Raw genomic sequence first — 13,761 nt, 5'->3', positions numbered from 1 at the left:
ATATCAAATGAATCTACTTTAGTGCAGTCATAAACCCTATATATGTTTTCAATGCCAAACTTTATTTTAACACATATTCGCCCACTTTATAAACATTTATCTGCATCAAACCAAAATATAACCCCATTTTCGACATTTAAAACCCCGTATTCATTTTTATCAAGTTCTTGAATAGCCCTGACTATAGATAGTCCAAGACCATACCCTCCATATTCCCTAGTCCTTGCCTTATCTGCTTTGTAGAAGCTAGTCCATATCTTATCTATATCATCGTTTGATATATGTTTTCCTGAATTAAATACGCTTACTCTTACTTTTTTATTATTTCCATCTACAATTATTTTTATAATATTATTATCATCTACATGGTCTATTGCATTATTAATAAAATTCACTAGAATCTGTTCTATTCTCATATTATCTGCAAAAACATTTCCTGTATAATTTTTATCAATTCTTAAATCTATATTCTTTTTATCAAATATATTTTTGTACTTAGTAATAGTTTGATCTATTAAATCACATATATTGAATTTCATCTTTTCTAATTTAAAATATCCTGATTCTATCTGAGAAAGATTCAAAAGGTCTTTAACAAGCATATCCATCTTCTTAGCCTCATCAATTATTACATCACAATAAAATTCCTTGTCTTCTTCACTCTCTATAACATTTTCCTTTAGTCCCTCTGAATATCCTTGTATTAAAGATATCGGAGTTTTGAGTTCGTGAGAAACACTCGATATAAATTCTTTTCTCATATTATCTATCTTTCTCTTTCTTTGTATATCCTCTTCAAGCTTTTGATTTTCTTGACAAAGACTAGATATAGCCTTATCGAGTTCACTCGATAAATAGTTTATATTATTGGCAAGTTCACCAAGTTCATCACCTGTATCTACTATACATTTTTTAGAAAAATTGAGATTTGCAATGTTTTTAGTTATATCGTTTATATAAAGTACAGGCTCAGTGAATTTTTTAGAAAAAATCAAAGCCCATAATATTCCTATTATTATAGCTAATAATCCTGTAAATATCATAAATTTATTAGCGATGTTGGCACTTTCAGATATAGATGGCATAGGAATTTTAAGTATCAATATATCTTTATTTTTTAAAACAGTTTTAAGAGCTAAAAAATCAATATTTAGTTTTTGATCCGATTCTAGAGCAAATACATACTTATTTTTTATATTCATGATATTATTTAAATACATAGGACTAAATGCCTTTTTTGCATACATGCCAACAGATGTATACTTAACATGCCTATTAGGATCTACTATTATAATACTTGCACCTATTGTGTTGCGAATAACTTCAAGATCTATGTATATTTCATCTACATGACCTGTATATATAGAATCTATCTCTGTACTTGCATTCATTAATATATTTTTCTTTTGCTTTATATAGTATTTTTCCAGTAAAGTAGAATTAAGTCCCCACAACATAACTACAAATATAACCACTATACTAGTTATCCCTATAAATAATTTTGTCCTTATAGATTTTTTCATTTTTTTTCAACCTCAAATCTATAGCCTATACCTCTTACTGTATGAATTAAATCACTTTGATTTTCAAGCTTTATTCTGAGTCTATTTATATGAGTATCAACAGTTCTGAGTTCACCAAAATAATCATATCCCCATACATTATTAAGTATTTGCTCTCTACTAAGTGCAACTCCTTTATTCTTTATCATATATAACAGTAATTCATATTCTTTAGGGCTTAACTCTGCTACCTGATTTTCTACATATACAATTTTAGCATTATCATCAATTTTTAAATTCCCAAACACTTGAATATCTTTTTTTTCTTCTATACTTCTTCTAAGAAGAGCATTTACCCTTGCTACTAATATTTTAGGACTAAATGGTTTTTTTACATATTCATCAGCTCCCATTTCAAATCCGAATAATTCATCGAACTCTTCACTTCTAGCCGTCAACATTATTATAGGTACTCCTGATTTTTTCCTTATATCACGACAAACCATCCACCCATCATATTTTGGCATCATAACATCTAGTATTACTAAGTCTATATTATTTTCTTGCTCAAATAAATCAAGAGCCTCCTTGCCATCATTAGCTTCTATTATAGAGTACCCTTCTTTTTTTAAAAAGTCTGATACTAGCTTTCTCATCCGATTTTCATCATCAGCTATTAATATCTTTTTTGTACTCATAATATCCTCCTACAAAATATATTTATATAAATTATAACCTATATATCTAAGTATTAATATATTTGTATCTATTGTATTTTTAAACATATACTTTTTTGATTTTATACTAGTAATTATTCTTCTTTATATTCATACATTTAATATAGAGGCTTATATAAGGAGGGATAATATGAAAAACAACTCATATATCAAAATAGCTAGTATTTATGTTGGTACTATAATAGGTGCAGGATTTGCTTCAGGACAGGAAATTATGAACTTTTTTGGAAAGTTTGGTGTGAATGGTCTAATAGGTATACTAATAGCAACAGTTTTATTCTGTTTAATAGGAAGTATAATACTAGTAACAGCTCATAGAAATAAAATATCTACATACAACGAGATGTTAGAAGCAATATTTGGGAAAAACATAAGTAATGTAATAGATTTTTTAATAATACTGTTTCTAATAGCTGGCTATTGTATAATGTTAGCAGGAAGCGGTGCTATATTTCACGAGCAATATAATATAAATTCTAACGTAGGTATAATATTTATGGCTATAGCTACATTTATAACATTCATTTTCAGTGTAAAAGGGTTATCTACAGTAAACACTGTGATAGTTCCTTTCTTATTAATCTCAATAGTTTATATAGGGACAAAAGTTATTTTACATGAAGGCATAGATATGAATAGCCTAAATTACATAAACACAAATAATAACCATACATTCATAATATCATCTGTTACTTATGTTGGTTACAATATGATACCAGCTTTAGTTATACTAACATCTGTTGGTTCTTTAGTTGACAGTAAAAAAACTGCTATAAAAGGTGGTATGCTTGGAGGTTTATTTCTTGGGATATTAGCTTTATTCATATTAATACCATCGCTTATACTCTATAACGATGTTTCTTCATTGGAACTTCCAATGCTAAATATATCTAGTTACTCAGATTACAGAGGAAAATATTTATATTCTATAATACTATGGTTTGCAATGTTTACAACTGCTATAGGAAATGGTTTTGGATTCATAACTAGAATAAGTCCTATTTTTAAAATAGAACAAAAGAAACTATGCTTTTTATTTTGTTTAATATCTATATTTTTAGCTAAATTTGGATTTTCGAATTTGATAATGATTTTGTATCCTTTATTCGGATACATAAGCTTTTTAATAATAATATGTGCTTTTTTAAAGCTTATATTTAAAAGGAACGCTATTTAAGCGTTCCTTTTTTAAGATACTTCCTTATCTATATTCTTTTTTTTCTTAACATTAAGCACAACTATAGATATTATAACCATAATCATACCTATTATTTGAAAACCTTCAAGACCTTCATTAAATACAAAATATGCTACAATTGCAGCTACTACAAGTTCTAGTGACACTATTATACTACAAACACTTGCCTCTAAGTATTCAACTGCCTTGACATAGGATCCATTAGCTATTATAGTATTAAAAATACCTATTACTATAATGTTTTTTATTATAAAGTACATATCATTTGTATTTTTAAATATATTTGCAGTATTTTTAAAATCTACAAAAAATATTAAAAATAAGGTTCCAAATAAAAATGAATATGCTAAAAGGCAATCTTTATCATATTTTTCATCTACTATTTTTGCAAGTATTCCTTGAAGTGCAAATGCAAATCCAGATATAAGTCCAAATATTATTCCCTTTAAACTCAATGAAAAATTACTAAACTCATATCCCTTAGATATCATAAAACAACCAAATAGATTTAGTATTATAGCTATTGCTTTGTTTTTATTTATCTCCTCTTTAAATAAAACGTGAGATAAAATTACTACCCAAATAGGACATGTAAACATCAGAACAGTGGCTATTGACACAGAAACATAATTTATTGATATATTATATGATATGAATGTTAATGCAAATGCACTTATTCCATAAATCATAAAAAATATTATTCCTTTAGAATCAACTTTTAAACTCTTCGGTTTTTTCTTTAAACAGTATAAAAAGTAGAATACAGCTGCAATCAGTGTTCTAAAAAAAGAAACTGAAAATGCATCAAAGTTTAAATTTCCTAAGTTTCTAGTAGGTACACCCATATAGCCCCAAAATACAGCTGCTATAATAACTAGTATAACTCCTTTTTCCTTGTTTTTATCTATATTATCCATATTCCCACCTCATATTATGTTTTTACGCACTATGATTATAACACCATTAAGGTATTTTGTGGAAAATATTTTCTTTATTATTTTTTTAAAGTTATATTCATTACATTTTCTATATTTTGAAGATTTTTATCGATACTTTCTACCTTATCCATGTTAGTTACTATTATAGGAGTTATAGTATCTTTACCTCTGCTTTTTATATATTCTAAATCAACCTCTATGATAACGTCTCCTTTTTTAACAGATGTTCCTGCTTCTAATATTCTTTTGAACCCCTCTCCCTTAAGTTCCACCGTATCAATACCTATATGAACTAGTATTTCCAATCCTTCTTTGCTTGTTATTCCAAACGCGTGATTAGTTGGAAATATTTGAGTTATTTCTCCATCACAAGGTGCTACTGCTTTAGCGCTAGACGGTATTACAGCCACTCCATCTCCTATCATTTTGCTAGAAAACATCTTGTCACTTACCTTAGTTATATCTACAACTTCTCCTTCAAATGAAGATTTTATACTAATTTGATTTTTATTTTTCTTTAAAAAATTAAACATCTAATTCCCTCCTATAAATATTGTTTATCTATCTCTTCTAAATTTAACTTTGAACCCGCTTCTTTATCGATTATAAATATAACGTCTGGATGAAGTTGGAGTACTGATGCTGGTAGATTAGGAGTTATATTACCATATATCGCTTCATATATACACTCTGCTTTTTCTTTTCCGCTTGCAAGAAGTACTATTTTTTTAGCCCTCATAATAGTCTTAATCCCCATACTTATAGCTTTTGTTGGAACCTCTTTTATCGAATCAAAAAATCTCGAATTATCTTTTATAGTCTGATTATCCAATTTAACCATATGAGTTAGTGCTTCAAATTTAATATCTGGTTCATTAAATCCTATATGTCCATTTCTTCCTATCCCTAGGACTTGAATATCGACTCCACCCTTGTTTCTTATTTTCTTTTCATATTGTAAACATTCTTCATCTATATCATCAACCATACCGTTTGGTATGTTGATATTTTCTAAATTTATATTTACTTTATCAAATAAATTTTTTTTCATATAGTGATAATAGCTTTGATTATTTTTTTTGTCTAAATTGAAGTATTCATCTAAATTAAAGGTAGTTATTTTTTCAAAATCTATATGCCCATCTTCATAAGCTTTTACAAGCTGTTTATACATTCCTATCGGAGTTGATCCAGTTGCTAGTCCTAATACACTGTTCGGCTTTAATATTATTTGACTTGCTACTATATTAGCAGCTTTTTTGCTCATATCATCATAATTATCAACACATATAATTCTCATCTATATCACCTCGTATAAAGTTTCTCCATTTATTATTGTTCTCAAAATTTTTATATTTTCATCAAATATTACTAAATCTGATATTTTTCCTTTTTTTATACTTCCTATTTCATCATAAAGACCTATTGCTTTAGCAGGGTTGACTGTCACCATATTAATAATGTCATTTATTTTGTATTTTGTATTGTCTCTTATATTCTTAACTGCATCATTTAATTTCAATATGCTGCCAGCTAATGTATTATCCTCAAGTCTTGCACTCATTTCATCTACTATTACCCTTTGTCCTCCAAGCTCATATTCTCCACACTTCATGCATCCAGCTCTCATAGAGTCAGTTATAAGTATTACTTTTTCTTTTTTATTTATATCTATAAATGATTGAAATATACCCTTGTGAACATGTACAGTATCAGCTATTAGCTCACAATATATATCATTTGCGAATAAAGCACCTATAACACCTGGATTTCTGTGATGAAGTCCAGTCATAGCATTGAAAGCATGTGTTACATATGTTACCCCATTTTTAATAGCTTCTACAGCTTGTTCAAAAGTAGCATCAGTATGTCCCATAGACAAAACTATATTTTCATGTTGTTTTAGTTTATTTATAAACTCAGAGTTTTCATCTCGCTCTGGTGCGAATGTTATTATTTTTATTATATCTAGATAGTCCTTTATAAAGTCATAATCAGGCTTTATTATATATTTTGCATTTTGCGCACCTTTATATTTAGGATTTATAAACGGACCTTCAAGATGAACTCCAACAGGCTTTGCTCCATTAGTAACTTTTGTATTTCTTATATTATCTAATGCATTTTTTATATCCGATTTTGACATACTCATAGTGGTAGGTAAATACGATGTTACTCCATTTTTGATTATAGTTTTAGATATAGAATTTAAGGCTTCATTTGTAGCATCCATAGTATCATATCCACCTGATCCATGTATATGCAAATCTATAAAACCTGCACTAACATAATTGCCTTTAGCATCTATAATACTGCTAACTTTTATATTCTCAAAATCCTTGCTTTTAACTATATCTATTATTTTATCGTCATAAATAATCACACTATCTTCTATAACTACATCTTCTAATATTATCTTTGAGTTTATAATAGCTTTCACTACAATCACCTCCTATTTTACTTTTAATAAGAATGAAGAAGCTTATATAAGCTTCTTCATTCTTGAAGATAAAAGTTCAACCTTAGTTCCAACTACAACTTGCATACTCTTATTATTAACCTTTATAACTCCTGATGCTCCTAATGACTTTAATTTATTTTCATCTACTTTAGAAGTATCATTAAGAACAAGTCTAAGTCTTGTTATACAAGAATCTAGTTCAACTATATTCTCTTTTCCACCTAATCCTTTTAAATATTCAACTGCTAACTCATCCATATCAGAATTTTTATTAGAATCCTTAGAATCACTATCTTCTAATATTTCTTCTCTACCTGGAGTTTTAATGTCAAATTTCTTTATAGCAAATACGAATATAACATAGTATAGTATGAAAAATGCTATTCCTATAGGTATCAATAGCCATCCATTAGTAGATAAGTTCATGTTTACAAAATAGTCTATTGCTCCTGCTGAGAATCCGAAGCCATGGCGAATTCCAAGCATATAAGTTACAGCCATAGATAATCCTGTCAACACAGCATGTATTACATATAAAACCGGTGCTATAAACATAAACATAAATTCAAGTGGTTCCGTTATTCCAGTTAAGAAAGAAGTAAATCCTACTGATAATAGTACTCCCCCTACAGTCTTTTTATTTTCCTTCTTAGCACAAGTATACATAGCAAGTGCCGCCGCTGGAAGACCAAACATCATAACTGGGAAGAATCCAGTCATGAATACTCCAGAGCTTGGATCTCCTGCAAAAAATCTATTTAAATCTCCTGTTGCTCCATTATAACTTCCAAATATAAACCAAACTATACTATTTATAATATGGTGAAGACCTGTTGGTATTAATAATCTGTTTAAGAAACCAAATACAAACATCCCTACTGCTCCTGCTCCAATTATCCAATTACCTATAGAATCTATTGTACCTTGAATATATGGCCATACATAACCGAATAAAAATCCTAATATTATACAAGTAAATGCTGTTATTATTGGTACGAAACGTTTTCCACCAAAGAAACCTAAGAAATCAGGTAGTTTGATATCATGATATTTATTATATAAGTTACCAGCTACAATACCCGCTATCATACCTGCTAAAACCCCCATATTAATATCTGCATTAATAGCTTTAGCACAACCATCTAAAACAAAGTACCCTACTGCACCTGCAAGACCAGCTGCACCTTGAGAATCCTTAGCAAATCCAATAGCTACACCTATTGCAAATAATATAGCCAAATTATCAAATACAGCACTTCCTGCTGCTGTTACAAACGGCATGTCCCATAATACCCCAAGTCTTAATAATATAGCTACAACTGGCATTACAGCTATAGGAAGCATTAATGACTTACCTAACTTTTGAACCTTACCAAATACATTATTCATTATAATTCCTCCCTTTTTAACCTTTTAGTCTTTCAATATGAATTGCCATATAACCAAGTTCTTCTTCTAATACTTTAGTTTCATACTCTTCTTCTATCTTCTTCTTTATTTTTTCTATTATTTCAAATGAATCCTTGAACTGTTCCTTTATGTTACTCAAAAGTGGATTTTTAATAGTTTTTTTGTTTTTTATTCTATCCAAAGCACCTTGCAAGTGATTTATAAGTCTTTTATACTCATAATCTGTTTTTTTAACTTTTATATTAAGACCATCCTCTATAATATTTACTATCTCATTTAATATCCTCGTACTTTTAACAGTCTCTCTTACATTTATATTTTTTCTAGCCGAATGAAGGTGCATAGCTATAAATCCAACCTCTCCATCTCCTAAATCAATATCTAAATTTTCTTTTATAAGGCTTATCCCATCACCTGCAATCTTAAATTCTTCAGGATAAAGTATGTTTATTTCATCTATAAATGGATTTGTTATTTCAAGACCTGAATTTACTCTTTCAATAGCAAATCCTATATGGTCTGTTAAAAGAATGTGTATATGAGAATTTAAATCACCTAATTTTTTCTCTGCTATATCTATTATTTTTTCACTTATTTCTATTACCTTTGAATCTGTGTTATTTACAATCTTAAAATAATCATTAGTCATTTTATCATCATAAGTTACGAATGATTTTTCTATACTATCTCTTGAAATATAGGCCTTTTTATTTTCCTTTTTACCAAACCCTATTCCTTTTCCAAGAAGTATTACTTCCTCCTTGTTATCAATGTCAAAAGCTAGAATTATATTGTTATTTAAAAGCTTTAATACTCTAAAATTTTTCTTATCCAAATCCAACCCTCCTATCTAAAATTTGGAAACAAAAAAGGCGTAAACTTATATATACAAGAGTTCTTGTACACATAAGTTTACGCCTGTTCAACAGTAACGCACTAAATTTATCATTTAATTTTTAATTTTATTAATCTAATGATAGCATACAAGGAAAACAGTTGTCAATATATAATGAATTTTTTGTCTATATCCAATTTCATGTAAAATTATGTTTTTGATTTTATTTAGTATTTTCTTAATAAATTAGTATAATGCATATTTTTCTAAAAAAACCGAAACTAATTTATATATTATTTTTAATACTCTTATTGAGATAAAATTTTAAAATTACTATATGGTTTTTAATAATTCCAATAATAGCTTATACCTCTAGGAACTTAGAAAATTATATAGATATTATTGCTCGTAATATCTATAATAAAAGAATCTAAAAAAGCAGAAGAAAAATTCTTCTACTTTTTTTATTTATTTAATCTTTTTTCAAGTTCCTGTTTTTCTTTTTCGTATCCAGGCTTGCCTAAAAGTGCGAACATATTTTTCTTATAAGCTTCAACTCCTGGTTGATCAAAAGGATTAACTCCTAATATATATCCACTTATAGCGCACGCTTTTTCAAAAAAGTACACTAAGTATCCATAATTATATTCATCAAGCTTAGGTATATTTATTACTAAGTTAGGAACATTTCCATCAACATGAGCAAGTACAGTTCCTTCAAAAGCCTTTTTATTTACAAAGTCTATAGTTTTTCCTGATAAATAGTTAAGTCCATCTAAATCCTTATCATCTTCTTTTATAATAGATTCTCTTCTTGGAGTTTCTACATTAAATACTGTTTCAAATAAATCTCTTCTTCCATCTTGTACGTATTGTCCCATAGAATGTAAATCTGTTGAAAAATCAACTGAAGCTGGGAATATCCCCTTTTGATCTTTTCCTTCACTTTCTCCATAAAGCTGCTTCCACCATTCACCTATAAAGTGAAGTGCAGGTTCATAGTTTACCATAAGTTCTATATTCTTTCCTTTTCTATGAAGAACATTTCTAACAGCAGCATATTGATAACAATGATTATCCGATAAATTTTCATTGTCATAATCAATACGAGCATCATTTGCACCCTTCATAATCTCGTCTATATTAATTCCAGCTGTAGCTATTGGTAAAAGACCTACTGCTGTCAATACAGAGAATCGTCCACCAATATCATCAGAAATCACAAAAGTTTCGTATCCTTCATTTTGTGCAAGTTGTCTTAATGCTCCTTTTTTAGCATCAGTTGTTGCAAATATTCTTTTTTTAGCCTCTTCTTTTCCATATTTATTTTCTAAGTATTCCTTGAATATTCTAAAACTTATAGCTGGTTCTGTAGTAGTACCTGATTTTGATATAACATTTACAGATATATCTTTATCCTTTATAACATCCATTAAATCCATTATATATGTAGAACTTATATTGTTTCCTACAAAGTATATTTCAGGATACTCTCTATCTTCCTTATTTAAGTTATTTCTAAAAGAATGGCCTAACATCTCTATAGCAGCTCTAGATCCTAAATAAGAACCACCTATTCCTATTACTATTAATACTTCTGAATTTTCTTTTATTCTATTTGCAGCTTTTTTTATTCTATCAAATTCTTCTTTATCGTAATTATCAGGAAGATCTACCCACCCTAAAAAATCATTTCCAGGTCCTTTTTTACTGTGTAACAGATTATGAGCCATTTTTATACTAGGCTGCATAAAATCGATTTCTTCTTGTCTTATAAAATCAAGTGCATTATTATAGCCAAAGCTTATTTTTTTCATTTTGGTGCTCCCTTCGTAAATATTAATTCAAATTACATTATAATTATATATTAATTTCACAAAAATTTCTAATATAATTTATATTTTATTTTATTTTTTTGTTTTAATATCATATATGTCCAATCTTCTGTGTTTTAAAAGAGGTAATTGCTCTCTTACCTTGTCTAAAAACTCTAAATCTATGTCAGAATACAATATGTCCTCATTTTCATTTAATTGCCCTATAATTTCTCCAAACGGATTACAAATACTGCTATGACCATAAGCTAGATAAGTCTCGTCATAATTTCTAGCAGGACTTACAGCAGCAAAATATACTTGATTGTCTACAGCTCTATTTCTTATTATAATATCCCAATGAGCAGGTCCTGTAACATTGTTAAAGGCTGCTGGAACTATTACAAGCTTCACATCATTTTGTACCATAATTCTAAATATTTCTGGAAACCTCATATCGTAGCATATAGCAATACCAACTTTACAATATTCTGTATCAAATATAGTTATATCTTCTCCAGAAGAGAATGTATCAGATTCCTTCATATAGACTCCACCTTTTATATCTATATCGAATAAATGTATTTTTCTATGCTTTGTTATAATATTTCCGTCTTTACCTATAACATATGACGTATTATAGTATCTATCCTCTTCTTTTTCAGGAATAGACCCTGCAACTACATATACATTATGTTTTTTGGCTATATGGGATATAGATTTTAAAGTATTACTACTCTCCTCTTCTTCAGCATATTCTTTAAATGCATTATTTCTATAAGGACACATAAACATCTCGCCTAAAGAAATAATATTTGCACCATTGATAGCTGCCTCTTCTATGAATTCTAAGGCTTTATTCAAATTGTAATTCTTATCATCCTTTACCATAGTCTGACATAAAGCTATTTTAAACTTTTTAGACATAAATATTCCTCCCTTATTTTTAACTATAAAATACTTATTATGTATATAAAACGAAACTTAATTCAGATGAATTTTTAGTTGCGTTTATCCTGTGGGTAAACTAATCCATAAGCTGTTAAGTTTTTATCTCTATACTTAAGATGATGAGTTTTAGAACTTTTAGATTTCAGATAATTAATTATATACTAAAAAATGACGCAAATTGATTTCAATTTACGTCATTTTCCATTAATTATTGTGCATTAATATTGTTTTACAGTTTGTGCATCTACTACAGCCCTTGCTATATTAGACGAGTGATCCCCTATTCTCTCCATATTGCTTATTATTTCTAAGAACATTATACCACTTTCTGGGTTGCATAAGCTTTTATTTAATCTATTTATATGAGTTGTTCTGCATGTTCTTTCCATTATATCTATTTGTTCTTCCATTTTTATTATTTTAAAGGCTAAGTCTATATCATTGTTCTTCATGCATTTTAATGAATTTTTATAAACTTCCATAACCTTGTCAAACATAGCTTTTAGCTCACCTATAGCATCCTTAGAAAAAGGTATATCCTTTTCTATAGCTTCAACAACCAGCTCTGCAATATTGTCTGCATGGTCGCCTACTCTTTCAATATCATGTACAGTATTAAATAAACCATCTACGATTTCTCTATTTTCTCCAGATATTGCTTTATTGGATAGTTTAACTAAGTAGTCTATAATTTCTCTTTGTAGAGTATTTATCTTTTTCTCTTTTTCAAATGTTTTTTTAGCTTCTTCTTTTGACCAATTAAAGAATCCATTCATAGCATTTTCTAAAGATTTTTTAGTTATATTACCCATGTGTAGACATTCTCTTATAGTATTTGCGAGTGCTATAGATGGTGTTTCAAGTATTCTACTATCTAAATATTTAGTCACCTTATTATTATTTTCATCTTCCGTCTCAGGTAATAACCTCATAGCTAATTTAACTATAAATGGAGCAAATGGGAATAAAATTATAACATTTACGATATTAAATAATGTATGTACATTTGCTATTTGTCTTGTCACATCCGTTGCATTCATTTTAGTTACAAGTGCAATTGTTGGTTTACTTAATATAATTGCGAATATTAGTGTACCTAATATATTAAAAGTCAAATGCATAATAGCTGCTCTTTTAGCATTCTTTGTTGCTCCTATACTCGATAATATAGCAGTTACGCAAGTTCCTATATTTTGACCATATAATATAGGAAGTGCAGATGATAGTGGCAATAATCCTTCTGATGAAAGTGCTAATAATATACCCATCGCGGCACTACTACTTTGAAGTATAACAGTCATACCAAATCCCATAAAAATTCCTAAAAATGTGTTGCTTCCAAATCCAACTAGCATTTCTCTAAAAGCTGGGAACTCTCTTAAAGGTTTAACAGCTTCCTTCATAAAGTCCATACCTATAAATAATATACCAAACCCTATTAATATTTCAGCTAATTGTTTATTCTTTTCTTTAGATGCAAATAAATATATAACCATACCTATACCAACCGCAGCAGGTGCTAACTGTGTTAACTCAAATGATACAAGCTGCGCTGTTACAGTAGTACCAATATTTGCTCCCATTATAACTCCTATAGCTTGACTTAATTGCATTATACCTGCATTAACAAATCCAACTACCATAACAGTTGTTGCACTACTACTTTGGATAATAGCTGTAACAAAAACCCCAACTAATACTCCCATAAATCTGTTACTAGTTAACATTTCTATTATTTTCTTTAACTTTTCTCCAGCTGCTTTTTGAAGACCTTCTCCCATTAAATTCATTCCATACAAAAATAAACCTAATCCACCTAGTATACCTAATGCTATATTTATAGCCATTATTAGTCCTCCTTGAATCTGTAATCTTTGTTTTTTTACTGTCTAATTGTATCAAATTTCAACAAGAG

At 28.7% G+C, this 13,761-nt stretch carries 12 protein-coding genes; 1 reads left to right on the top strand and 11 read right to left on the bottom strand.

Going from position 1 to position 13,761, the window contains the following annotated elements:
* Positions 1-86 precede the first annotated feature (86 nt).
* Positions 87-1,523 carry a sensor histidine kinase gene (locus Tmeso_RS09880; protein ID WP_099190715.1) on the bottom strand — a complete coding sequence of 479 codons (1,437 nt, stop codon included), beginning with the start codon at positions 1,521-1,523 and terminating at the stop codon, positions 87-89.
* Entirely contained in the window at positions 1,520-2,200 is a 681-nt protein-coding gene (locus Tmeso_RS09875) for a response regulator transcription factor (protein WP_099190713.1), read from the bottom strand. The genes Tmeso_RS09880 and Tmeso_RS09875 overlap by 4 nt, the downstream gene beginning before the upstream one ends.
* A gap of 169 nt (positions 2,201-2,369) precedes the next feature.
* Between Tmeso_RS09875 and Tmeso_RS09870 the strand changes: the two genes are divergently transcribed.
* A complete protein-coding gene (locus tag Tmeso_RS09870; RefSeq protein ID WP_099190711.1) occupies positions 2,370-3,416 on the top strand; it encodes a YkvI family membrane protein in 1,047 nt (348 codons plus the stop codon).
* 11 nt (positions 3,417-3,427) lie between these two features.
* Here Tmeso_RS09870 and Tmeso_RS09865 read toward each other — a convergent pair whose 3' ends face one another.
* The 9 genes from Tmeso_RS09865 to Tmeso_RS09825 form a co-directional block, all read right to left on the bottom strand.
* Positions 3,428-4,354, bottom strand: coding sequence for a DMT family transporter (locus Tmeso_RS09865; RefSeq protein WP_099190709.1), 927 nt, complete (start codon positions 4,352-4,354; stop codon positions 3,428-3,430).
* A gap of 77 nt (positions 4,355-4,431) precedes the next feature.
* Positions 4,432-4,908: a PTS sugar transporter subunit IIA gene (locus tag Tmeso_RS09860; RefSeq protein WP_099190707.1), complete on the bottom strand. Its 477-nt coding sequence runs from the start codon at positions 4,906-4,908 to the stop codon at positions 4,432-4,434.
* An 11-nt stretch (positions 4,909-4,919) separates the two neighbouring features.
* Positions 4,920-5,675, bottom strand: coding sequence for a glucosamine-6-phosphate deaminase (nagB, locus tag Tmeso_RS09855; RefSeq protein WP_099190705.1), 756 nt, complete (start codon positions 5,673-5,675; stop codon positions 4,920-4,922).
* Positions 5,676-6,815 carry an N-acetylglucosamine-6-phosphate deacetylase gene (gene nagA / locus Tmeso_RS09850; RefSeq protein WP_099190703.1) on the bottom strand — a complete coding sequence of 380 codons (1,140 nt, stop codon included), beginning with the start codon at positions 6,813-6,815 and terminating at the stop codon, positions 5,676-5,678.
* Between the two features lie 42 nt (positions 6,816-6,857).
* Complete coding sequence (gene nagE, locus Tmeso_RS09845) at positions 6,858-8,225, bottom strand: N-acetylglucosamine-specific PTS transporter subunit IIBC (protein WP_099190701.1); 1,368 nt, start codon at positions 8,223-8,225, stop codon at positions 6,858-6,860.
* A gap of 16 nt (positions 8,226-8,241) precedes the next feature.
* Positions 8,242-9,081 carry a PRD domain-containing protein gene (locus tag Tmeso_RS09840; protein ID WP_145993152.1) on the bottom strand — a complete coding sequence of 280 codons (840 nt, stop codon included), beginning with the start codon at positions 9,079-9,081 and terminating at the stop codon, positions 8,242-8,244.
* A gap of 464 nt (positions 9,082-9,545) precedes the next feature.
* Entirely contained in the window at positions 9,546-10,898 is a 1,353-nt protein-coding gene (locus Tmeso_RS09835) for a glucose-6-phosphate isomerase (protein ID WP_099190697.1), read from the bottom strand.
* A gap of 90 nt (positions 10,899-10,988) precedes the next feature.
* Entirely contained in the window at positions 10,989-11,822 is an 834-nt protein-coding gene (locus tag Tmeso_RS09830) for a carbon-nitrogen hydrolase family protein (protein WP_099190695.1), read from the bottom strand.
* 242 nt (positions 11,823-12,064) lie between these two features.
* Complete coding sequence (locus tag Tmeso_RS09825) at positions 12,065-13,693, bottom strand: Na/Pi cotransporter family protein (protein WP_242967908.1); 1,629 nt, start codon at positions 13,691-13,693, stop codon at positions 12,065-12,067.
* Positions 13,694-13,761: the final 68 nt, after the last annotated feature.

Source organism: Tepidibacter mesophilus (genome assembly GCF_002724055.1).
In the GTDB taxonomy this organism is placed as follows: domain Bacteria; phylum Bacillota; class Clostridia; order Peptostreptococcales; family Peptostreptococcaceae; genus Tepidibacter_A; species Tepidibacter_A mesophilus.
The sequence above is the reverse complement of the archived record's forward strand: the minus strand, read 5'-3'. Positions and strand labels throughout refer to the sequence as shown.

Excerpts from the sequence above, each read along its gene's own strand:
- Tmeso_RS09880 (WP_099190715.1), bottom strand. The coding sequence starts at position 1,523 with ATGAAAAAATCTATAAGGACAAAATTATTTATAGGGATAACTAGTATA.
- Tmeso_RS09875 (WP_099190713.1), bottom strand. The coding sequence starts at position 2,200 with ATGAGTACAAAAAAGATATTAATAGCTGATGATGAAAATCGGATGAGA.
- Tmeso_RS09870 (WP_099190711.1), top strand. The coding sequence starts at position 2,370 with ATGAAAAACAACTCATATATCAAAATAGCTAGTATTTATGTTGGTACT.
- Tmeso_RS09865 (WP_099190709.1), bottom strand. The coding sequence starts at position 4,354 with ATGGATAATATAGATAAAAACAAGGAAAAAGGAGTTATACTAGTTATT.
- Tmeso_RS09860 (WP_099190707.1), bottom strand. The coding sequence starts at position 4,908 with ATGTTTAATTTTTTAAAGAAAAATAAAAATCAAATTAGTATAAAATCT.
- nagB (WP_099190705.1), bottom strand. The coding sequence starts at position 5,675 with ATGAGAATTATATGTGTTGATAATTATGATGATATGAGCAAAAAAGCT.
- nagE (WP_099190701.1), bottom strand. The coding sequence starts at position 8,225 with ATGAATAATGTATTTGGTAAGGTTCAAAAGTTAGGTAAGTCATTAATG.
- Tmeso_RS09835 (WP_099190697.1), bottom strand. The coding sequence starts at position 10,898 with ATGAAAAAAATAAGCTTTGGCTATAATAATGCACTTGATTTTATAAGA.
- Tmeso_RS09830 (WP_099190695.1), bottom strand. The coding sequence starts at position 11,822 with ATGTCTAAAAAGTTTAAAATAGCTTTATGTCAGACTATGGTAAAGGAT.
- Tmeso_RS09825 (WP_242967908.1), bottom strand. The coding sequence starts at position 13,693 with ATGGCTATAAATATAGCATTAGGTATACTAGGTGGATTAGGTTTATTT.